Source organism: Pseudonocardia ailaonensis (assembly GCF_039531635.1).
Lineage (GTDB): Bacteria > Actinomycetota > Actinomycetes > Mycobacteriales > Pseudonocardiaceae > Pseudonocardia > Pseudonocardia ailaonensis.
The window spans coordinates 44,974-67,224 of sequence record NZ_BAAAQK010000011.1 but is presented as its reverse complement, the minus strand read 5'-3'; the positions used below and the strand labels follow the sequence as shown (position 1 = coordinate 67,224).

Sequence of the window (22,251 nt, the reverse complement as noted above, 5' to 3'; positions counted from 1 at the left end):
GACTTGCTCGTCGGCGGGGCCGGCGGGTTCGCCATCGGCCACGCCACCGCCGACAACGGTCCGCGGGCGAGCCAGGCCGACGGCCGGGGTCCCGGTGGCGGCCCGGGTCGCGGCGGGGACGGGCCCGGCCGCTTCGGCGCGGACGGACGGGGCGGTTTCGGCCGGGACGGCTCCGGACGGACCGCGCCCCGGGGCCCCGCGGCCCCGACCACGAGCGCGCCGAACACGAGCGCCCCGAACACGAGCGCGCCGAACACCCCTACCCCCACCCCGACTCCCGGCACCACCGCGCCGGCGGCGGCGAGCACCGGGCCGAGCGCATGACCCTGGCCACGGGGATCGGCAGGCGGGCCTCGTGTTCGCCGCCGGGTACGTCCTGGCGATCCTCGCCCCGGTGGTGGACCTGAACCTGCCCGGGGTCGACGGCGTCGAGCCCCAAGACCGTGCGCAACGACATCTCCGACGTGCTCGCGAAGATCCACGCCGCCGACCGGGCCGACGCGGTGTTGCGCGCGCGCCGCGCAGGGCTGGGGTGAGCAAACCCGGGTGACATGGCGGATGTTTCCGGTGGGCCCCGACGCGACGCTTCTCGGGTCGAGGAAATCCGCCAGAACCTCCCGAGGAGCATCCAGTGCCCACCGCCAGCAACGGCCCGATCGCCGAGGCCATCGCATTCCTGATCGGCAACTACATGACCACGCTGTTCGTGGTCGGCCTGGTCGTCGCCGCCGTCAAGATCATCCGGTACCGGCGGGGACGATCCCCCGTCACGACGTCCGGCATCCTGCTGAACTCCTTCGTCTTCTGGGCGATCGGGTGCGCACAGGTCGTCAACTTCGTCATGCACTCCGTGTTCGGTGACTACGCCGCGAAGAGCATCGGCTGGGCGCAGAGCCCCTTCCAGCTCGAGCTCGCGCTCAGCAGCCTCGGGGTCGGCGTGATGGCCTTCATCCTGTCGTCGCGGAACAGCGCCTTCCGGGGCAAGGCCGCCGTGGTCGTCGCCACCGTGATCTTCGGCTGGGGCGCCGCGCTCGGGCACGTCTACCAGATCGTGGTGAACCACGACTACGCCGTGAACAACACCGGCCTGCTGCTCTTCTCGGACATCGCGATCAACGCGGTCGGGCTGGCCTTCGTGATCTGGCACGCCCTGGCGCTGCGCCGGGACCGCCGCACCGAGGACATCACCGCGGTCCGCACGGACGCCCCGGTGCTCAGCCGGTAGTGCCGCACAGCGGACGGAGGCCGGTCGTACCCACGACCGGCCTCCGACACGTCGTCCGGGAACCGATGGTCCTGGACCGGGGGCCGCGCCTACGGCAGTGTGGAAACAGCGTTGCTCCCCCGCCCGACAGCAATCTCCCCGAGGTCAGAACGAGTGCCCCTCCAGTACCCGACGCGCGCCCACGATCGGTCGCCCCGTGAGCGGCAGCGCGCCGGTCTCCGGAGGGCGTCGTGAAGCGCTGGACGCTGCTCGCGATCACCGCGGTCCTCGCCGTGATCGCGCTGGTCACCGCGCTCGTCTCGGGCCCGGCGACGGACCCCGACACCGCCGCGGCCCCCGCACCGGCGCCCGTGCCGGCGCCCACGACGACCACCCCGCCACCACCGCCGGCCCCGCCGAGCTGGCTGCACACGCTCGGTCCCGGTGAGTCCCCGCCGCAGTTCGTGCTCTTCTCCTTCGACGGGGCGGGCTCCGACGCGCACTGGCAACGGATCCTGCCCCTCGCCCGCCGGTCGAACGCGCACGTCACGGCGTTCCTGACCGGGCTCTACCTGGTCCCGGACCGCGAGAGCACGCGCTACACGGGTCCGGGTCACCGCCCCGGTGCGTCGTCGGTCGGCTTCGGCGGCAGCGAGGCCGACGTCGCCCGGCGCATCGAGAACCTGACGGCCGCCCGCGCCGACGGCCACGAGATCGGCACGCACTTCAACGGGCACTTCTGCGCAGGCTCGGAGCCGAGCGGCGGCACGTGGAGCACGGCACAGTGGAACGACGAGCTGGACCAGTTCTTCCGGTTCCTGCGCGAGGCCCCCGGACTGGACCTGCCCGCCACCGCGGTGCAGGGCGGCCGGACGCCCTGCCTGGAGTCCCAACCCGGCAAGCTGTACCCGGCCCTGCTCGCGCACGGCATGAGCTACGACTCGAGCGGGGTCGCCGGTTCGCTCGCCTGGCCGTCCCTCGTGGACGGGGTCTGGGAGTTCCCGATGCCCACCGTCACCGTCCCGGCGCTGAACAAGCGGGTGGTGATGATGGACTACAACTTCTGGTACTCGATGAACAAGGCCAGGAACGAGCCGCAGCGGGCCGCACAGTTCACGGACTGGACGGTGCAGGCCTACGAACGCGCCTACGCCGCCGCCTTCGCCGGCAACCGCGCGCCGCTGGTCGTCGGCAATCACTTCAACGACTGGAACGGCAGCGCGTTCAGCACCGCCGCCGAGCGCTTCCTCGGCGACGTCTGCCTCCGGCCGGAGACGGTCTGCGCGACCTACGGTGAGGTCATCGCCTGGATGGGGATGCAGGACCCGGCGGTGCTCGGGGCCCTCGCGGCGAAACCCCGGCCCAGCCCCTGACTCACCGGGACGGGGGCTCGGTGAAGTAGTCGCGCAGCATCGCGATCCGGCCGTCTCGGAGCCGGAAGGGAAGACGGACACCGCCGGATCCTCCGCACCGTTCCCGGATCATCTCAGCAGCCCCGCGTCGGCGACCGCGGTGCGGAGGGCGGCGCCGGCGGGCGAGTCGATCCGCAGGAAGATCGGGGGGTTGCCGATCGGGGCCGGGACGTGGACCCACTCGCCGCCGCGGCGCAGGAAGTAGGTCTTGGCCGTCCACAGGTGCAGCCAGTCGCCCTCGGGCAGATAGAGGCTGCGTTCGGTGGCCCGGTCGTCGAGGACGGGGGCGACGAGGACGTCGGGACCGAGGAGGTACTGGTCGTCGATGGTGCGGGCGATCTCGTCGTCGGCATGGTGCAGGGCCAGGGCCCGCATGATCGGGTGCCCGGTGCGGGCCGCCTCCGCCGCGAGCTGCTTCCGCAGCGGCGCCCACGCGCGGTAGAGCTGCACGCAGCGGCGGAAGTGCGCGAGGGTCTCGGCGTCGGAGTCGAACTGCCACGCGACGGCGGGGTCCAGGCCCCGGTGGGTGCGCAGGACGGGCGTGAACGCGCTGAGCTCGGCCCAGCGGTTGAAGAGCTCCTTCGTGCGGTGGACGACGGCCCCCAGCACCGGTGCGGAGAGCGAGTCGTAGCCGCCGGTGTCGCTGTGCACCAACGAGAATCCCGAGACCCCGCCGGATAGCATGCCGACGAGCGCGCTCCGGATGCCGTCGTGCACGTCCCAGCTCTGGAGCTGGTCACCGACCCAGAACAGCGTGGAGATGCCGGGGCTCTGCGTGTAGCCGGAGCGGGAGAAGAACACGATGTCGTCGCCGCGGCCGGCCTCCTCGATCGCCTCCCTGCTCATCCGCGCCCACTCCTCGGCGTAGTGGTTGTGGAACGAGGCCGGGCTCTCGCCGGAGTGCAGCACGGCGTCGAAGGGCAGGGCCTCGCCGAAGTCGGCCATCCAGCCGGACGACTGCGCGCCCGTGATCATCTGGCTCGTGATGACCCCTTTGATCCAGGTCCGGGCGGCCGGGTTCGTCAGATCGATCAGGCCGGCGGAGAAGTTCGAGCTCGGGATGGCGACGGGCGTGCCGTCCGCCTTCCGCACGAGGTAGCCGTTCTGCTGGGCCTGCTGGTAGAGCTCGTCGTGGCCGGGCTGGTTCGCCAGGAACGGGTTGATGTAGATCATCACTCGGGCGCCGCGCCGGGCCTGCAGGGCCGCGACGAGACCGGACCAGTCCGGGTACTGCTGCGGGTCGAGCTTCCAGTCCCACCACAGCTGCTGCCCCACGGGCGTGGTGCGCACACCCACCCAGTCCTGGATCCAGAAGGCGGACAACGGGATATCGGCGTTCACGACGGTGTCGAGGGTGGACTGCGCGATTGCCGAGCCGCCCTGGACGGCGATGATCGCGCCCTCGTGGATCCAGTCCGGCAGCGGGCGCATCCGTCCGCTGTAGACGGTGTAGGCCTCGATGAGCGACAGCGGGTCCGTGCCGTGCAGGATCCGGCCCGTCATGGTGGGGGCGTTCAGCTCGATCTCCACGTAATCCGCTGCGCGCCAGTCGAACACGCAGTACTCGGAGCTCTCCAGGAACAGCGAGCGGTTCGCCGTCGTCAGGTAGTGCGGCACGGAGACCTCGGTCGTGTACCAGTCCCCGGCACTGCGAGCACCCGCCTCCAGTGCCACCGCCTGCGTCACGATCGGCAGCCCGCGCCCGACACCGTGCTCCTGCACCAGGATAGGCAGCTGCCGGCCCTTCTGGTCCAGGTACGTCAGCTGCTGACCGAAGCCGAGGACCTGCTCGTCCGGGTCGCTGCGGTAGCGCAGGAAGACCCGGTCCGCCGACGTCGTCACCGCGAAGCGCAGGTGGTGGGCCACCGGCTGGCTGAACGTCATCGTGTAGCCGGCGTCGCCGATCCTGCCGCGCAGGATGACCGCGCCCCCTACGGAGTCGACCGCGTCGACGGTCTGGTTCTCCTGCCGGACGAGGTTCGTGTCGGTGATGGTGAAACCGCTGGCCGGGGTCGTGTTCTCCGCGATGTCGGTGCCCGCGGTGCCGGTCGCGACGAAGCCGCGGCCGGGATAGCTCTCCCAGACGGCGCGGCCCGGCTCGCTGACGTGGTGCACGCGCAGGGCGGGCGCCCCGCCGAACAGGGTGAGCTGCAGGACGAAGTCGCCGACCGGGTACGACCGGGCGTCGGCGAAGACGTCCTCGGCCGCCGCGGCGGTGCTACAGGCCGCAACGGGGACGGCGGCGAGCAGCATCAGGCCGAGGCCACCACGGAGGACGGACCGGCGGGAAGGTGAGGAGGCGGGCATGGACCGATCGTCGGTGCGGCGCACCACGGGCACATCCGCCATTTCACTCGGCCCGCGAACGAGAGAGGAACCGGAGCCCCGGCGAAGGCGTGAGAGGGACGAGAGGCCCCGACCCGCCGCCGAGTAACGGCGCGGGCGGATCGTTGCGAGACACCTCACAACGCGTCCATCGCTGTTCAGGATCGGAGATCAGGCCATGGCGACAGCGTCACCGGCATCCTCCCCCGCGACAGGACCTCCTGGCGCCGCGCAGGGTGGCACGAGCCGCTCGAAGTACGTGGCGCTGACGGCGATGATGTTCGCCGTCGCCATGACCTTCATCGACCAGACGATCGTCGCCATCGCCGCGCCGAACATCCAGAGCGAGCTCGGTCTGTCGAGCAGCGGCGTCACCTGGGTCGTGAACAGCTACCTGCTCGCCCTCGCGGCGGGCTTCGCCCTCGGCGGGCGGCTCACCGACGTCGTCGGTTCCCGGCGGATCGTCATCGTCGGGATCCTCGGCTTCGCCGTGTCCTCCACCCTCTGCGGGCTCACCCCCCGCGGCTCCCTCGCCGAGGCCTGGATGATCACCTTCCGGGCCACGCAGGGACTCTCGGCCGCGTTGATGATCCCGGCCGCCCTGGCCGTCGTCGTCGCCGCGTTCCCGGTGAACGAACGCGGCAAGGCGCTCGCCATCTTCTTCGGGGTCAGCGGCGGCCTGACCGCCATCGGCCCCATCGCGGGCGGCTACCTCACCCAGTGGACCTGGCGTGCCATCTTCTGGATCAACGTTCCGGTCGCCGTCGCCGCCCTCGTGCTGACCCTGGCCGCCGGGATCGTGTCCGTGCCGAGACGCGAGCGGATCGACTGGCGCGGCGCGGCCGTCATCGCGGTCGGCATGGGGCTCTCGGTCTTCGGGCTGGAGCAGGCGCGCACCTGGGGCTGGGGCAGCGTCCTGACCTGGCTGTGCATCGTCGGCGGACTGGTCGCGCTGGGGCTGTTCGTCGTCCTGGAGCGCCGCACCGCCGTGCCGCTGATCAAGATCGGCATCTTCCGCGACCGCGCCTTCCTCGCCGACAACCTCGTCCTGTTCTTCTCCATGATCGCGTTCGTGCCGGTGTTCTTCTTCGCCAGCGTGTACTCCCAGGTCTCGCTGGGCTACGGCGCCAGCCAAGCCGGGCTCTACCTGCTGGTCTTCTTCGCGGGATTCGCGCCTGCCGCCCAGGTCGGAGGCCGCATCCTCGACACCCGCGGGGCCAGACCGTCGATGATCGCGGGCGCGGTGCTGGCGACGGCGGGGTTCCTGACCTGGGCGTGGACGATCACGGACCTGAGCCTGGGCGCGCAGTGGTGGTGCATCGTGCTCGCCGGCGCAGGCATCGGTCTGCTGCTGGGCCCGGCGAGCACCGACGCCACCAACCGCGCCGTCGACGCCTCGTACGGCGAGGTCACCGGCATCACCCAGACCGTCCGGAACTACGCGTCCGCCCTCGGCCTGGCCGTACTCGGAACGGTCCTCGGCAGCGTGTTCGCCGACCGGCTCGGGGCCAGCCTGTCCGGATTGGGCCTGCCACCGGGCGCCGCGGCGGGCCTGGCCTCCTCGAGCTCCGACGCCGGATCGGCTCTCGCCGGCGTCCCGCCGCAGCTCCGCGAGCAGATCCAGACCGCGGTGGCCACGGACTTCGCGATCGGCATCCGGTACGTCCTCATCGGCATGGCCGCCGCCCTCGTCGTGACGCTGCTCGCCGCGCTCCTGCACCCCGGTGGCCGGGTCACCGAGATCGCGGCGCTCGACGAGCCCTCCGCGACGCCTCCTGCGGAGCGATGAAGCCACTGTCACTGATGATCCGCTCCGGCGGGGAGAGGGAGCGCGCCTCACGTCCGGCTCCCGCACCGGCGGGCATGGCGAAGGCCTACCGCTCGAGGACGGCGAACCTCCCGTCCCGCGCCATGGCGACGAACGCATCGATGCTGCCCGGTTCGGCCAACGCGCCCGGGTCCAGGACCTCCTCGGGGCGCCGGCCGAGCAGGATCTGCTTCACCGGGGCCTCCAGCTTCTTGCCGGTGATCGTCCGCGGGACCGCGGGCACCTCGACGATCCGGTCGGGCACGTGCCGAGGGGAGAGCTGGCTGCGCAGCTCCCGGCGCAGCTCGTCGACCAGCTCGTCGGACAGAGCGGCCCCGTCCCCCAACGCCACGAAGAGGATCAGCAGACCGGGACCGCCCTCGTCGTCCTCCAGGTGGACGACCAGGCTGTCGCGGACCGGGGGTCGGGCCTCGACGACGGTGTAGAACTCGCTGGTGCCCAGGCGAACTCCGCCGCGGTTGAGCGTGGCGTCGGAGCGTCCCGAGATGACGAAGCTGCCGCTCGGGCCGCGGCGTGCCCAGTCGCCGTGGCGCCACAGGCCGGGGAACCGGTCGAAGTAGGCCGCCCGGTAGCGCCGTTTGCCGGGGTCGTTCCAGAACCGGACCGGCATCGACGGCAGCGCCGAGCGGATGACGAGCTCGCCGAGCGCACCGGGGTTCTCCCGGCCCTGTTCGTCGACGGTGGTGACGTCGACGCCCAGCCACGGGCCGGCGAGCTCGCCGCGGACGACCGGCTGCCACGGGCCACCGCCGACGAAGCCGCTGCAGATGTCGGTGCCGCCCGAGGACGGGTTGAGGTAGACCTGGCCACCGAGCCGGTCGGCCGCCCAGTCGAAGCCCTCCGGCGGCAGGGGTGAGCCGGTGACGCCGAGCTGGCGCAGTGCCGAGAGATCGAGCTCGCCTGCCGGGTCCAGGCCGGCTCTGCGGCAGGCCATCAGGTAGGCGGGCGAGGTGCCCATCGTCGTCGCCCCGGTCGCGGCCGCGAGCCGCCACTGGGCGTCCAGGCCGGGCCAGGTGGGGTCGCCGTCGGTGAGGACGATCGCCGCCCGGCGCAGCAACGCGGAGACGGAGAGGTTCCACATCATCCAGGACGTCGTGGTGAACCACAGGAAGCGGTCGCCGCGGCGGGTGTCCATGTGGAGGTCGTGCACCTTGAGGTGCTCGAGGAGGATCCCGCCGTGTCCGTGGGCGATGGCCTTGGGCAGGCCGGTGGTGCCCGAGGAGAAGAGGATCCAGAGGGGGTGGTCGAACGGCACGGGCTCGAACTCGAGCTCGCCGCGGGCGGCGGTCAGCTCCGCCCACGGGACCCGCTCGGCGGCCCCGACGGAGGAGGACCCGACCGTGAGCCCACCGTGGGGCACCTCGACCACGTGGGTGAGACCCGGGAGTGCCCCGGCGATGCTCGCGAGCTCGGCCCGCCGGTCGATCTGCTTGCCGCGGAACACGTACCCCGGCACCGCGAGGAGCACCGTCGGGTCGATCTGGGTGAGGCGGTCGATCACCGCCCGGGTGCCGAACTCGGGTGAGCACGACGACCAGACGGCCCCCAGCGAGGCCGTGGCGAGGAAGGCGACGACGGTCTCGGGGATGTTGGGCAGGTACGCCGCGACCCGGTCTCCGCGCCGGATCCCGAGCCGCGCCAGGCCCGTGCGGGCGCGGGCCACCGCGTCGACCAGGTCGTCCCAGCTCAGCTCGCGGGGCGGGCCCGCCTCGGAGGCGGCGACGACGGCCGGCGCGGCGCCGTCGACGTCCCCGGTGAGGACGTGTTCGGCGTAGTTGACCGTCGCCCCGGGGAACCACCGGGTGTCCGGCATCGGGCTGTCGTCGCGCACCCGGTCGAACGGTGTACCCGACCTGACCCCGTAGTAGTCCCACAGCGAACCCCAGAAGCGGGACGGGTTCTCGATCGACCACGCATGGAGGTCTGCATAGGAGCCGAACGATCGTCCGTGCTCGGACTCCAACCAGGACACCCACCGGTGGATCCCCGCGGCTCCCCGGCCCGGGACCGGATCGGGGATCGGGGACAGCCCGCCGTCGTTCATACGCTCCCTCGAACTCGCTCGTCCAGCGCCGATTCTGCACACGAGAAATCGAAACACATCTCTGCAGGGGCCCGGTTGGATAGGTCGGACCGGATGTACCTGCGGATCGCAGCCGCAGGACAGGCCGACAAGGCCTTTCGGCAATGAGCGCCGGAAGGCCCGATGCAGCGTGCGCGGAGACCGTTCTCGGCCATGACTTCCGATGGCACACAACGGCCTTCGTGACTATGGTGGCCTCATGCAGGGATTGCTCCTTCGGCTATCGGAGACAGATGGGGCGGCCTCGGCGATGCGTGTTATCGCCTTCTTCGACATGCTCTTGGAACGCAGGGCCAGCCCCCGTGCACTGGTGCAGGCGACGGCCGGCCTCGCGCAATGTGTCGTGGGGTGGCGCAGGAGCAACGGATCGGTCATCCGGCTGGCTCCGAGCGCGGCCCAGAGCCGGCAGCTGAACGACCCTCCGTCCCCCTCCGTCGAACTCGAGATCGCCGATCACGGAGTCGTCTGGCTCGAACGCCCGGGCAGTCCGGAGCCGTTCGACGAGCTCGTCCTCGAGCGGCTGGCGCTGGTCGCCGGGGCCCTGGGCCCCCACTCGAGGCCCCGGCAGGACGGCGGCACGGAGTTCGACGCGACCCAGGTGCTGGTGGACTCGACGCGATCCGAGGACGCCAGGGCCGCGGCGGCGCGAACGCTCGGCCTGCGCAGCGACCGGCCGGTCGTGCTCGTCGCGGTGCGGCACTGCATGAAACGCGATCCCTCGGTCTGGGCACGCGATCTCGAACAGTGCTGGCCGGCGGACCGGGTCCACGTGACGAGCCAGGACGGCCTCGCGGCCGTCGTCGTGCAGCAGGTGGTCACCCACGACACGATCGAGCACAGCTTGTCCGAACATCTCCTCACCACGATGTCGGCGGAGTCCAGGTCGGATCCGGAGCTGCGAGCGGGCACCAGCACACCGCGGCTGGCGACCCAGGCCCACCTGTGCTGGGAGGAGGCCAGGACGGCTCTGCGGTTCGCCGGCGCGACCAGGATGGACGTCGTGGCGTCGTACGAGCGCCTCGGATCGCTCACCCTGCTCGCCCGGGTCCCGACGTCCGTCCTGCGCGAGGACGCCGGCGTACGGGCCATCGCGCAGCTGCGGGCCAGACCGACCGGGGCCGACCAGCTGGGAGTGCTGCAGGCGTTCTGCCGGACGGGCTCCCTGCGGCAGGCATCGACGGAGCTGCACCTGCACCACAGCACGATCGCCAGCCATCTCGCCCGCATCTCCGCGAAGGTGCACTGGGACCTCACCACGCCCCTCGGGCGGTTGTCGGCGCTCACGTCCCTCTACGCCGACCACCTCTGCAACTCCTAGCGCTGCGGGGCCGGGCGGCCGGTCCTACCAGCCGCCGCCGTCGGCCGGCTTCGTCCCCGCCGGGAGCTCGATGTAGATCGACTCGGACGGGTAGTAGTACTGGCGGACCGGCTGGAGCGCCCCCGGGATGATGTTCATGACCAGGGTGTCCTTGAGTGCCCGCAGGCCGTGGATGTCGTTCGGCGGCTCGGGCAGCACACTCACGTCCCCGTCGGTCATCAGCCGCTCCTCCCGGAGCGACAGCTCGGCCACATTGGGGACGTCACCGTTGTCCAGGCGGTTGTAGGTCCGGTACAGGATGCTGCCGCTGTACACCCCGACCACCTCGGGCAGGCCGTGGTTGTGGATCGGGATGATCGTCCCGCACTTCACCTCGTTGAACACCACCCCGAGGAACCCGTCGTAGTACAGGACGCGGGACCCGGAGGTGTGCGCGCTCTTGCGGAAGTAGGTCACCAGCGCCGGATCCTCGTCGGCGAGGAGCGGACGCAGGGCCGACATGCACGTCTTCATGGCGTCGGCGACCTCGTCGCCGTACCCACCGTGCTTCTTGGCCACGTCGACCAGTGCGAGGACCACGTCGTCATACATCGCGTATCTCCCTCGAGGGTGAACCGTCTGATCTGCCCGGGCACGAGAGCGCGGGCAGGGCATGCGTGACTTCATGAGGAGGTGTGCGCGGCCGGCGACCGCCCCGAACCACCCGACGACACGTCGGGCGACGCTCCGGCCTGCGCCTGATGCCGTCGATCGTGCATCGCCCGGGCGGTCGAGCAGCACCCGACGATCGTCGTCGATCTGCCGGACGAAGCGCGACGACCGTGCGCAGCCACCCGGCACGGCCGTGGCGAGGGCACGGAGAGCACACTCGTCGGTCTCCGATCCCGGGATCGCCGACGAGCGTCGGGTGCTCACCGTCGATCGCGTCCTGCCACCATTGATCCACCGCACGGGACCAGGACATCCCGGAGATCGCGGGGAACGGCCAGGGCGGCTGCACGACCCCGCCCGGTCCGCCTCGCCGAGCCGGACGCCGCCTCCCGGGTGGCACCGGCACGGCACCGGCCGCGCGACGACGCGTCGGCGCAGCCCGTCATTCTCTTCGGCCCCACGGCCGCAGCCGCACGCCAACGACGCCAGATGTGGAATGGAGAATCGATGCTGGGAAAGGCTGGAAGGAAAGCGAGAACGCACACTTCTGGACGGATCATGGGGGCGTGCGCCGCGCTCCTCGCGCTGACGGTCAGCGCATGCGGGAGCTCGGGCGCGGAATCGGCCGGAGGAAACGGCCAGAAGGCTCCCGAGACCGTCCGCATCGGCCTGTCCCAGGGCTTCATCCTCAACCAGATGACGACGATGCTGGCGCAGGGACTCGGCTACTACAAGGAGGTCGAGGACAAGTTCGGCACGAAGATCGACCTGGAGGTGCAGGCCACCAACACGGTCGGCCAGTCCGCGTTCTTCGGGGACAGCATCGACTTCTACCAGGGCAGCATCTCCGGCCTGCTCCCGCCGGCGGCCAAGGGCGAGGACGTGACCAGCATCTTCACCCATTACACGGGCACCGCCACGATCATGGTCGGCGCGACGAAGTACAAGGCCGACCGCGGCACGAACGTGGGCGCCTACGACCACGGCAACTGGTGCTTCACCACCCTCGGCAGCAACAGCGAGGTCACCTCCCGGTACGTCGCCAAGGATGCCGGGCTGGACTGGAGCAAGCAGTCGGCGATCGCCGTCGGCAACACGAGCGCCCTGCTGCCGACGCTGCAGGCAGGCCGCTGCGACATCGCCGCGATGGACACGGCCTCCGCGGCCGACGCGATCGACAAGGGAGTGGGCTACCTCGTGGAGAACCCGCTCACGCAGGCGAACCAGGAGCGCATCTTCGGTGGCTCGGTGCTCGGGCTGGTCACGTGGGCGTCGGCGAAGTTCACCTCGAAGTACCCCGAGCTGACCCAGGCGATCACCGAGGCCCAGCTGCGCGCCGTGCGGTTCCAGCAGGAACACGCGTCCGACCCGGGCCCGATCTATGCCGCTCTGCCGAAGACCTTCACGGAGCAGACCACCGCGGAACAGTTCGCCGCGGGCTGGAAGCTCTTCGCACCCGGCATCGACTCGAACACCGGTGGTGCCGACAAGACGCAGATCCAGACCTCCATCGCGCTCGGCAAGGCGATCGGGGCGGACGTCTCGTCCGTTCCGGACAAGACGTTCGACAACACCTACGTGCGGCAGGCATACGTGGACCTGAAGACTCAGGTGCCTGCCGCCATTGCTACCCAGTAGCGGACGAGTGGTGGGGCAGCAGCACGAGCGACCTCTGCTCTCGGAAGGGAATGGCATGAACCGGCGCTTCGACGGCCATCTGGCGGCGGCGATGAACTACGGGCTCGACGCGGAACTCGCAGCGGGACTGAGCTACATCGCCGATCTGGATTTCAACGACATCACCGCGGCGCGGGTACTCGAAGCGGAGATCATGGCCATGGCGCCGCCCGTCGACACGACCGGCGTCGACGTCCGCGATCTCCGGATTCCGCTGGACAACGGCGCCGGCACGATCGGCCTCCGGCTCACGACCCCGACGGCCGTCGAGCGACCGATGCCCGTGATCCTCAACCTGCACGGCGGAGGGTTCTGCTGCGGGAACGTCGACGCCGAGCACGGCCGGGACGTCGAGCTGGCCAAGGAGGTGGGCGCGATCGTGGCCACCGTCGCCTACCGGCTGGCGCCCGAACATCCCTATCCGGTCGCACTGGGCGACTGCTACACGGCCCTCTGCTGGATCGCCGAGAATGCCGACGAGATCGGCGCGGACACCGACCGGGTCGCCGTCCACGGCCGGTCGGCGGGCGGCGGCCTCGCCGCGGCACTCACCCTGCTGACGCGGGACCGCGGGGGGCCGCGGATCTGCTACCAGTTCCTCGCCGTTCCCGAGCTGGACGACCGGCTCGACACGCCGAGCATGCGGCGGTTCACCGACACGCCGCGCTGGAACCGGCCGAAGGCCATCCTCAGCTGGAAGTACTACCTGGCCGACTGCGGCACTCCGGGGTCCGCGGACATCCCGGCCTACGCGGCCCCCGCCCGGGAGACGAACTTCGCCGGGCTGCCCCCCACCTACATCTCGGTGATGCAGTTCGACCCGCTCCGGGACGAGGGTGTCGAGTACGCCCAGAAACTGCTGGCGGCCGATGTCGTCGTCGAGCTCCATCTGTATCCCGCGACGTTTCACGCGTCCCACATCATCACCGCCGCGGAAGTGTCACAGCGCGAGCTCGCCGAAGAGGTCGCCGTGCTGTCCCGGGCATTGAACGGGTAGTGCCCGCGGGGCCGGGGCCACCACACTCAATGGAGAGGAATGTTGACATGGCGACACACTGGAACGATTCCCAGGACGATGTCCGACCCGACCGCACCAGCTTCCGGCTCGCCGTCGGCAATGAATGCGCGCTCTACGCCATCCGCCGGGAGAGCGGTTACCACACGAAGCCGCACGCCCACGACTACGAGCAGATCAGCTACATCGTCGAGGGCGAGCTGTGGACGTTCGTGGGCGAGGAGCCGTACCACCTGAAGGCGGGTGACTTCCACCGCGTGCCCCGCAACGCCATCCACTGGTCGTGGAACCGGGGCGACGTGCCGTGCGTGACGATCGAGGCGGCGAGCCCGCCGCCCCCCACCGACATGCTCGACGACCAGGAGCTCGGCGCGAAGCTGGGGCTGGTCGCCAGGCGCCTCCACGGCGAGGACGAGATCCCGGCGGTGCGGCCGTCGAACGGGCTCTTCCAGATCGACGCGGCCCGGCACGGGATCGACGTGGCGAAGGTGGAGGAGCTGCCGCCGGTCAACCGTCCCCTTCCGGGCGAGGACACGTGACCCTCCGGGCCGACGGCCGCCTGCTCGAGTTCGACGGGGTGTCGCAGCGCTACCCGTCACCGACGGACCGGGCGGCGGACTTCGTCGCCGTCCGGGACATCACGCTGCAGATCCCGGCCGGCGAGTTCGTCTCGGTCGTGGGACCGACCGGGTGCGGGAAGTCGACGCTGCTGTCGGCGATCTCCGGCCTGCGACCGGCCTCCGAGGGCCAGGTCCGCATCGGCGGTGACGTGGTCACGGGGATCCGGAGCGACGTCGGGTTCATCTTCCAGCAGGACGCGCTCCTGCCCTGGCGGACCGCGCTGCAGAACGTCGAGCTGGGCCTGAGGTTCCGTGGACTCCCGCGGGCCGCAGCGCGCGACTGGCTCGCGCGGGTCGGGCTGGCGGAGTTCGAGGACCGGTATCCGCACCAGCTCTCCGGGGGTATGCGCAAACGGGTCGCCGTCGCGTCGACCCTGGTGTACGAGCCGGACATCCTGCTCATGGACGAGCCCTTCAGCGCACTCGACATCCAGACGCGGACGTTGATGGAGAACGACCTCCTGCACGTCTGGGAGGAGGCCGGGAAGAACACCGTGATCTTCGTGACGCACGACCTCGAGGAGGCGATCGGCATGTCCGACCGGATCCTGGTCATGACTGCGAGCCCGGGCCGGATCCTCGGCGACTACCGGGTCGATCTGCCGCGCCCGCGGGACCTGCTCGAGGTCAAGATGACGGACGAGTTCGCAGAGATCTACCGGGCCATCTGGAAGGACCTCTCGGGTGAGGTCATCGCGGCGAACAAGCTGCGGATCCCCGGCGCGGTCGGCACCTAGCCGCCGCCCCGTCGGAACGACGATGTCGACAGGGGACGAGAAATGCGGAAACCGTGGACGAGCCGTCTGGCCACGCTGGCCCTGGTGGCGGCCTTCTTCCTGGTCTGGCAGGTCGTCGGCTCCGCCGGCGTGACCAACGAGCTGACGATCGGGACTCCGGGCGACGTCTTCGCCTGGATCGGCGGCTGGGCGACCGGCCGGTACACCGCGGGCTGGTCGGACCTGGCGATCACCCTGCAGGAGGCCGTTCTGGGCTACCTGCTCGGCACCGTGCTCGGGGTGTGCCTGGCGGTGTTGATCGCCGGGTTCGAGCCCCTCGCGCGACTGGTGATGCCGTTCGTCGCCGCCGCGAACGCGGTACCGAAGATCGCGATGGCGCCGCTGTTCGTGCTGGCCTTCGGCACCACCGTCGCATGCAAGGCGTACTTCGTGTCGAGCCTGGTGGTCTTCATCAGCTTCTTCGCCGTCTTCAACGGGCTGCGGTCCATCGACCGGAAGTACCTGAACCACGTCCGCATCCTCGGGGCGAGCCGGATGTGGACGGTCCGGGAGGTGTACGTCCCGGCGATCACCGGCTGGCTGGTCACCAGTCTGCGCCTGAGCTGGTCGTGGTCGCTCGCCGCGGCCGTGTTCGTCGAGTACCTCAGCTCCAACAAGGGAATGGGCCACGTCGTGCAGGTCGGGCAGGAGAGCCTGGCCGCGGCGACGGTCATCGGGGCCCTCATGATCATCGCTGTCGTCGCGGTGTGCGTCGACGCCGGTCTCGTCCTCATGGAGAGGCGCGCCGAGGAATGGAGGCCGGCATGAGCACACGACGTTCTCGGGCGGGGAGCACGCGGCTGTTCCTCGCGCGGGCGCTCTTCGTCGTCGTCCTGGTGGGCCTGTGGCAGCTCGCCGCGGACCGGCGATGGGTCAACGCGAACTTCTTCTCCTCGCCGACCGACGTCTGGGACTCGCTGGGATCGCTGTCCGGGAGCGGCGAGCTGTGGCGCGGCCTGCAGAGCACCGTCCTGGTGCTGGTCGTCGGCTGGGTCATCGGCGAGCTGGCAGGTCTGGCACTCGGTATCGCGATCGGCCTGTCGAAGAGGCTCGACGACATCCTGGGGCCGATCATCGTCTTCGCCAACGCGGTCCCCCGGATCCTGCTCCTGCCGATCTTCGTCGTCTGGTACGGGTTCGGGCCCGAGCCGAAGGTGCTGCTCGTCGTCACGGTGATGGTGGTCTTCGTGGCACTCAACGTGGCGGCCGGGGTGCGCGACGTGGACGGCCTGCTCGTCCAGAACATGCGCGTCCACGGCGCGAACCGGCTCGACCTGATCCGCCACGTGTTCCTGCCGGCGGTGGCACTGTGGGTGACGAGCAGTGCGCGGGTGACGGTCGGGTACGCGCTGCAGGCGACGATCGGCTCCGAGCTGCTGGGCGCGGAGTCCGGGCTCGGTTCGCTGATCTCGCACGGTCAGGTCTCGTTCAAGTCCGACCAGATCATCGCCGTGCTCCTGGTCGCCGCCGTGCTCGCCGTGGCCATCGACCTGCTGCTCGCCGCGCTGGAGCGGCGCGCGGTCCGGTGGATGCCGGCGACGTAGGCAGTCTTCCGCGCGCTCGTCGTCCGCGCACCGGGGTATACCCGACAACTGTCGGGTGCTGTGGCCGGACGACGGCCGTGCATAGTTCTCCGCAGCGCGAAGAGGCGACAGCGAGGCCGTGGCCGCGCGCGGAGTCGGACCCACTCTATTCGGGCGGCGGTGCTCCGCCCCCTGTGGCTAAGGGGTAGGCAGATGAGGTCTCGAACATCACGCAGATCCGCCGTCGTCGCGGCCGCGCTCGCGCTCGCCACGCTGTCGGCGTGCGGCGCCGGCAGCGCGGGCGAGCCGGGCGGCGGCACGATCAAGATCGGCGAGCTGTACTCGCTCAGCGGATCGCTCGCCTCCCTCGGCGTACCGCTCGACCAGGGGTTCAGCCTCGCGATCGACGAGGTCAACACCGCCGGTGGCATCAACGGGAAGAAGCTGGAGCTGGTGCGCGCGGACTACAAGTCCGACACCACGCAGGCCGTGCCCAAGTTCCGGGAGCTCGTCGGCAAGGGCGTCGTCGCGATCGGTGGGCCGGAGTCGGCGGTCATCTCGAGCACGCTCGAACCGCTGGCCACCGCGACCAAGGTACCGATGGTCGCCGGTTCCGGTACCAGCCCGACGACCCCGTTCGCCTTCTCCGTCTATCCGACGACCGGATACTTCGACCTGATGGCGCAGTACGTGAAGGCGCAGGGCAAGGAACCGATGTGCGCCTTCGTGGTGCCGGGCGCCAGCCAGCAGATCCAGGAGAAGTCCGCGTTCCCCGTCTTCCAGCAGAACGGGGTCCCGGTCCGCAGCGTCATTCCCCACGAGCAGGCCGCGACGGATCTGACCCCGCAGATGTCGATCGTCCGGTCCGACGGGTGCAAGTCGGTCTACGAGGGATCCACCGGGGCGTCGGTCCTGGCGTCCGCGCAGGCCATGGCGAACCTGGGGATGAACGACTCCGTTCTCGTGACGGTGGGCTCCAATGCCAACTCCGAAGTGGTGAAGGCGTTGGGCGCCAACGCGAAGTACGTGTACTTCGCGCTCCCGAAGGCCGCGGTCGCCACGCAGCTGCCGGCGTCGGACCCGCAGCGGGCCCAGCTGATGCACTTCTACGACTCGTTCGTGGCGAAGTACCAGTCACCGCCGCCGCCCTCGAGCGTCATCGGCTACATCATCGGCACGCAGATCATCGCGGGGCTCCAGGCCGGCAACACGACGGGCGAGACCCTGCAGAAGTGGCTGGACACCGCGACGTTGCCGACGATCCTCGGCACCTACGCCCGCACCCCGCAGCAGCACAACGGCGCGGCGTCGGCCGGCTACTTCGTCATGGGCCGCTTCGATCCCGCGACGAGCACGTTCGTCCTGGGAGGGGCGTCGGCGCAGTGAGCCTGGTCGTGGAGGATCTCGCCGTCGGCCATCCCGGCCTGGCGCCCGTCCTGTCCGGTGTCGGCCTCACCGTCGAGCCCGGGACGATCGTCGGCGTCGTCGGCCCCAACGGCGCCGGCAAGACGACGCTGCTCGAGAGCATCGCCGGGCTGCTGGCCTGCCGCGGCGGGTCGATCACGCTCGACGGCAGGAAGGTCGACGGACGGTCCGCCGCCGACCGCCGCCACGACGGCATCGCCCTGGTGCGCGAAGGCCGGCGGATCTTCGCGAGCCTGTCGGTGGAGGAGAACCTGCTCGTCGCCCATCGCGGCCGCCGGAGCAGCCGCTCGCGGGAGCAGGTGCTCGAGCGTTCGTACGAGCAGTTCCCCCGGTTGACCGAACGCAAGCACCTGTCGGGGGCCCTGCTCAGCGGGGGCGAGCAGCAGATGCTGGCGATCGCCCGCGCCACCGCGGAGCCGGCGTCGGTGCTGCTGGCCGACGAGCCGTACATGGGGTTGTCCTGGAAGATCTGCGACGAGGTGACCCGGGCCCTGCATCGCATGCGCGAGCAGGGGATGGCGTTGCTCGTCGCGGACGAGAGCGAACGGTCGCTGCGCGATCTCGGAGTGGACCATGTCGTCCGGCTGCACTGAGCCGTCCCGCCGCCACAGCCCGTCACGAGGAAGGAGGGCGTCGTGCTCACGCTTCAGGCTCTGATCAACGGGCTGGCGATGGGAGTGACCTACGCGCTCATCGGCATCCCGGTCGTGTTGATCTACCGCTCCAGCAAGATCATCAATTTCGCCATCGGCGGGATGATGGTGTGGGCCGGCCTGATCGGCAACGTGCTGCCGGGCCTGCTGCCACTGCCGATCGCCTACATCCTGCTGCTGGTCATCTGCGTGGCCGCCAGCATCGGCTTCTCCCTGCTGGTGGCCAGGTTCGTCATCGGCGCCTCCGACGTGATCGGGGTGCTGGTCACCCTGGGTGTCGGCTTCGCGCTGAGCGGTCTGGCCGTCGTGTTCTTCGGTCCGGATCCGCGCACGATCGAGCGCGTGGTCCCGTTCGCGTCGTTCACCCTCGTCGACGGCAGGCTCTCGCTCAGCTCCGACGTCGTGGTGGCCCTCGCCATCCTGCTGGTCGTCGCCGCCGCGGTGGCCGTCGTCCTGACCAGGACGCAGTACGGACGCCGGGTGCGTGCCATCTCCGACGACCCGGTCACGGCGCGGTCGTTGGGGATCAGGATCGGCCCCGTCATGGTCGCCACGTACGTGATCCTCGGCGTCTGCATCTTCGCGGCCACGATCGCCGTCGTGCCCAGCCAGGGGATCAGCGGGGACAGCGGGCTGACGCTGCTGATCGGCACGATGACGGGCGTGACGATCGGCGGACCCGAGCGGATCGAGGGAGCCGTCGTGGGAGGGCTGATCGTGGGCATGATCGGATCATTGGGCACGACGCTGTTCTCGCCCTTCTACCAGGCGCTCGCCCTCGCCGTCCTGCTGATCCTCATCCTCATGGTGCGGCCGGCCGGGCTGTTCACCGGGCTCCGGGGCAGGGCCGTCGCGTGAGCACCACGTCGACCGAGGACGTCACCGCCGCCGCGGGGCCCGGGACCGGGGCGGGATCCGGCCGGGTCCACGGCCTGCTGCGCGACCGGCGCCTGCCGCTGTGGGTGCTCTGCGCGGTGCTGCTGGTCGGGGGCTCGCAGGTGGGCTCCAGCAGCCTCCAGCAGGCTCTCGTCCTCGCCGTGTTCTACGCGGCGATGGCGGGCACCTACTCGCTGGTGATCGGGCACGCCCGCATCCTGTCCTTCGGGCACGCGGCCTTCATCGGTCTCGGCGCGTACTCCTACGCGCTGCTCAACATGAGGGCCGGTTGGAGCGTGCCCGCGTCGATCGCCGGAGCACTGGTGATCACGTCCGTGGCCGCGGCGCTGCTCGGCCTGTTCACGATCCGGTTCGAGGGCTTCCAGTTCGCCATCATCTCGCTGTCGGTCGCGGTGGTGTTCAGCAGCGCGATCACCGGCTTCCCGTCGTTCACCGGCGGCGGCCTGGGACTGGTCGGCTACGACCTGCTGATCCCGGCCGCCTCGACGTTCGGGCCCCAGTACCTCATCGCGGTCGGCACGTGGGCGGTGGTCGCGGTCGTCGTCTGGGCGGTGTCGCGCAGCCGGCTCGGCGCACGCATCGTGGCGGTCGGCGACGACCCGTTCCTCGCCGCGGCCTCCGGGCTGAGCCCGGTCGTCGTCCGGATCCAGGCGCTGGCCATCTCCGGTGTGCTGGCCGGCCTCGTCGGCGCCGTCTACGCCTCGGTGCTGGTGGCCATCTCGCCGGAGAACTTCGACACCAACGTCGTGATCGACCTGCTCATCATCGTCTTCCTCGGTGGCTCGCGCTCCATCGTGGGCTGCCTGATCGCGGCGTTCCTGGTCCAGGGCATCCCGGCGGCGGTCGACGTCGACTCGAACTGGCTCCTGTTCGCCTTCGGGACGGCACTCGCGGCACTCCTCATCCTCCGGCCCGGGGGGCTGTACCCGGCGGCGTCGCGTCACCTCTCGCGGTGGACACAGCAGCTGCGGGACACGGCGGCGGCCGGGGCGGGCCGCGACCGGACACCGACGACGCTCCGCGCCGTCGGGCTGTCGAAGTCGTTCGGCGGCGTCCGGGCGCTCTCCGACGTGTCCACCGCCGTGCGGAGCGGCGAGATCCTGGGTGTGATCGGGCCGAACGGCTCCGGGAAGACGACCTTGCTCAACTGCCTGAGCGGCTATGTCCAGCCGACCTCGGGAGAGGTCGTCGTGAGCACGGACGGCCAGGAGCGCGGGCTGGGACGGCTGTCCGTGCACGGGAGGGCCCGAGCCGGTCTCGGCCGCGCGTTCCAGACTCCGCGGGCGTTCCACGGCCTGTCACTGTTGCAGAACATCGCGGTGGCCCGACGCGGCACGGCGGTTCCCGCGGCCGTCGGTCTCGACGACGTGGTGCGGCAGTACCCGTTGCCGGCCGAGGACAGCGCCGTGGACCGGCTGAGCCACGGGCAGCGGCGGTGGGTCGAGCTCGGCCGGCTGGAGTTCATGCAGTGCTCGGTCCTGCTGCTCGACGAGCCCGCGGCCGGACTGTCGGACGAGGAGCAGGAGGCCCTCGTGGCCAACCTGGTCCGCCTGCGCGCGACGGGGACCGCCATCGTCCTGGTCGAGCACAACCTGGAGCTCATCTCCAGGATCTGCGATCGCGTCGTCGTGATGAGCGAGGGCCGGGTCGTGGGCCAGGGCACGGGGCCCGAGCTGGCGGCGGACCCCGAGATCGTCTCGATCATCGGCGACCGGCTGGGCGACATCAGCCGCTTCGGGGAGGTCGAGCCGCGTCCCTCGTGACGCCGTCGTCGCCGGGAGGCAGGTCCAGCCCGTAGACCCGGGCGGCGGTGCCGCTCAGCACCTGCCGCAGGTTCTCGCCGGAGAGCGCCAGTGCGTCGAGCGTGGCGCGCAGGGTCTGCGCGTACGTCGCCCCGCTCGCGGTGGCCACCGGCCAGTTGCTGGCGACCATGATCCGCCGCGGTCCGAACGCACGGACGACGTGCTCGACGTAGGGCCGGACGAGCGCGGGATCGGGGGACGGCAGCCGGGTCGCCCAACCGCTGCACTTCACCACGACACGGGGGTGCTCGGCCATGACGTCGATCGCGGCACGCCACTCGCCGCACCGCGACGGCTCGAGGAGCTGGGGGTGAGCGAGGTGGTTGACCACGATCGAGAGCGTGGGGAAGGCCGTCGCGATGCGGACCACCTCCCCCGCGACGGCCGGATCGGACATGTGGACGTCGAGCACGAGACCGCGTTCGGCGAGCACCCCGGCCGAGTCCAGGGCCCCGCCGTCGGCCAGCACGGAGCCGTCGGGCTGCCAGCCGTGCAGATGCCGGATGCCGCACAGCAGGCTCGGCTCCGGCCAGCCGTCCAGGGCCTGCCGGGTGGCGGCCTCGGAGGTCATCGGCGCCCACCCCACGACCCCCAGCACCGACGGCGTGTGGTCGGCCAGGCGCAGGAGCGTCGCGGTCTCGCGGGAGTCCGTCGCCGCCTGGACGAGCACGGCGAAGGGAACGTCGTTGGCATCGAGCTGAGCCTGGAGATCCTCCACGAGGACATCGCGGTGGAGCCGGTGCAGGGTCTCGTCGGCCGTCAGCCACTCCATCCGCGGCTGATCGAGCTGCCAGATGTGCACATGGGAGTCGACGATCAGCATGTCGCGCGGTGCCCCTCTCCGGACGAGTCGCTCCGCGTCACCGGTGCGAGTTCTCCGTATCGTCCGCGCGGTGTCACCGCAGGGGCACCCGACGATCGTCGCCCATCAGCTGTCGGGCGAGCGACGATCGGGCGGGGCCCACGTCGCGGTGATCCGACCCGTGGGGCTGAGCCGCGGTGTGACCTGAGTCGGGACACCGCGTCGGACACCCTCGATCCC

Annotated in this window: 18 protein-coding genes and 1 pseudogene; 15 read left to right on the top strand and 4 right to left on the bottom strand. The window is 70.7% G+C overall.

Annotation, left to right across the window (positions count from 1 at the left end):
* The 3 genes and pseudogenes from ABD324_RS18735 to ABD324_RS18720 all read left to right on the top strand — a co-directional run.
* Window positions 1–324 (top strand): annotated as a pseudogene (locus ABD324_RS18735) (hypothetical protein); the annotation flags it as partial.
* Between the two features lie 307 nt (window positions 325–631).
* Window positions 632–1,225 (top strand): DUF6790 family protein, encoded by a 594-nt coding sequence (locus ABD324_RS18725; protein ID WP_344418413.1) that lies wholly within the window; start codon window positions 632–634, stop codon window positions 1,223–1,225.
* 230 nt (window positions 1,226–1,455) lie between these two features.
* Window positions 1,456–2,577 (top strand): polysaccharide deacetylase family protein, encoded by a 1,122-nt coding sequence (locus tag ABD324_RS18720; protein WP_344418411.1) that lies wholly within the window; start codon window positions 1,456–1,458, stop codon window positions 2,575–2,577.
* A gap of 108 nt (window positions 2,578–2,685) precedes the next feature.
* Here the strand turns inward: ABD324_RS18720 and ABD324_RS18715 are convergent, their stop codons facing one another.
* The gene (locus ABD324_RS18715; protein WP_344418409.1) at window positions 2,686–4,923 is read right to left on the bottom strand and encodes an alpha-glucosidase; all 2,238 of its coding nucleotides are present in this window, start codon (window positions 4,921–4,923) and stop codon (window positions 2,686–2,688) included.
* Window positions 4,924–5,119: 196 nt separating this feature from the next.
* Here ABD324_RS18715 and ABD324_RS18710 point away from each other — a divergent pair, with 196 nt between their 5' ends.
* Window positions 5,120–6,730: an MFS transporter gene (locus ABD324_RS18710; RefSeq protein ID WP_344418407.1), complete on the top strand. Its 1,611-nt coding sequence runs from the start codon at window positions 5,120–5,122 to the stop codon at window positions 6,728–6,730.
* An 85-nt stretch (window positions 6,731–6,815) separates the two neighbouring features.
* On the opposite strand, the gene ABD324_RS18705 is transcribed toward ABD324_RS18710, so the two are convergent.
* Entirely contained in the window at window positions 6,816–8,813 is a 1,998-nt protein-coding gene (locus ABD324_RS18705) for an acetoacetate--CoA ligase (protein WP_344418405.1), read from the bottom strand.
* Window positions 8,814–9,102: 289 nt separating this feature from the next.
* Between ABD324_RS18705 and ABD324_RS18700 the strand changes: the two genes are divergently transcribed.
* Window positions 9,103–10,170, top strand: coding sequence for a helix-turn-helix domain-containing protein (locus ABD324_RS18700; protein ID WP_344418403.1), 1,068 nt, complete (start codon window positions 9,103–9,105; stop codon window positions 10,168–10,170).
* Between the two features lie 24 nt (window positions 10,171–10,194).
* Here ABD324_RS18700 and ABD324_RS18695 read toward each other — a convergent pair whose 3' ends face one another.
* Window positions 10,195–10,761, bottom strand: coding sequence for a hypothetical protein (locus ABD324_RS18695; RefSeq protein WP_344418401.1), 567 nt, complete (start codon window positions 10,759–10,761; stop codon window positions 10,195–10,197).
* A 618-nt stretch (window positions 10,762–11,379) separates the two neighbouring features.
* Between ABD324_RS18695 and ABD324_RS18690 the strand changes: the two genes are divergently transcribed.
* From ABD324_RS18690 to ABD324_RS18645, 10 genes are all read left to right on the top strand, one after another.
* Window positions 11,380–12,459: an ABC transporter substrate-binding protein gene (locus tag ABD324_RS18690; RefSeq protein ID WP_344418399.1), complete on the top strand. Its 1,080-nt coding sequence runs from the start codon at window positions 11,380–11,382 to the stop codon at window positions 12,457–12,459.
* Between the two features lie 55 nt (window positions 12,460–12,514).
* On the top strand, window positions 12,515–13,495 hold the full coding sequence (locus ABD324_RS18685) for an alpha/beta hydrolase (RefSeq protein ID WP_344418397.1): 981 nt from the start codon (window positions 12,515–12,517) through the stop codon (window positions 13,493–13,495).
* A gap of 47 nt (window positions 13,496–13,542) precedes the next feature.
* On the top strand, window positions 13,543–14,052 hold the full coding sequence (locus ABD324_RS18680; RefSeq protein WP_344418395.1) for a cupin domain-containing protein: 510 nt from the start codon (window positions 13,543–13,545) through the stop codon (window positions 14,050–14,052).
* Window positions 14,049–14,870 carry an ABC transporter ATP-binding protein gene (locus ABD324_RS18675; protein ID WP_344418393.1) on the top strand — a complete coding sequence of 274 codons (822 nt, stop codon included), beginning with the start codon at window positions 14,049–14,051 and terminating at the stop codon, window positions 14,868–14,870. The genes ABD324_RS18680 and ABD324_RS18675 overlap by 4 nt, the downstream gene beginning before the upstream one ends.
* A 42-nt stretch (window positions 14,871–14,912) precedes the next feature.
* The gene (locus ABD324_RS18670; RefSeq protein WP_344418391.1) at window positions 14,913–15,677 is read left to right on the top strand and encodes an ABC transporter permease; all 765 of its coding nucleotides are present in this window, start codon (window positions 14,913–14,915) and stop codon (window positions 15,675–15,677) included.
* A complete protein-coding gene (locus ABD324_RS18665; RefSeq protein WP_344418389.1) occupies window positions 15,674–16,453 on the top strand; it encodes an ABC transporter permease in 780 nt (259 codons plus the stop codon). The genes ABD324_RS18670 and ABD324_RS18665 overlap by 4 nt, the downstream gene beginning before the upstream one ends.
* A gap of 192 nt (window positions 16,454–16,645) precedes the next feature.
* Complete coding sequence (locus ABD324_RS18660; protein WP_344418387.1) at window positions 16,646–17,818, top strand: ABC transporter substrate-binding protein; 1,173 nt, start codon at window positions 16,646–16,648, stop codon at window positions 17,816–17,818.
* The gene (locus ABD324_RS18655; protein WP_344418385.1) at window positions 17,815–18,450 is read left to right on the top strand and encodes an ABC transporter ATP-binding protein; all 636 of its coding nucleotides are present in this window, start codon (window positions 17,815–17,817) and stop codon (window positions 18,448–18,450) included. Before ABD324_RS18660 ends, ABD324_RS18655 begins: the two co-directional genes overlap by 4 nt.
* Window positions 18,451–18,492: 42 nt before the next feature.
* Entirely contained in the window at window positions 18,493–19,368 is an 876-nt protein-coding gene (locus tag ABD324_RS18650; protein ID WP_344418383.1) for a branched-chain amino acid ABC transporter permease, read from the top strand.
* Window positions 19,365–21,170 carry a branched-chain amino acid ABC transporter ATP-binding protein/permease gene (locus tag ABD324_RS18645; protein WP_344418381.1) on the top strand — a complete coding sequence of 602 codons (1,806 nt, stop codon included), beginning with the start codon at window positions 19,365–19,367 and terminating at the stop codon, window positions 21,168–21,170. The genes ABD324_RS18650 and ABD324_RS18645 overlap by 4 nt, the downstream gene beginning before the upstream one ends.
* On the opposite strand, the gene ABD324_RS18640 is transcribed toward ABD324_RS18645, so the two are convergent.
* Window positions 21,133–22,032: an amidohydrolase family protein gene (locus ABD324_RS18640; protein WP_344418379.1), complete on the bottom strand. Its 900-nt coding sequence runs from the start codon at window positions 22,030–22,032 to the stop codon at window positions 21,133–21,135. The two genes, ABD324_RS18645 and ABD324_RS18640, sit on opposite strands and share 38 nt — an antisense overlap.
* Window positions 22,033–22,251: the final 219 nt, after the last annotated feature.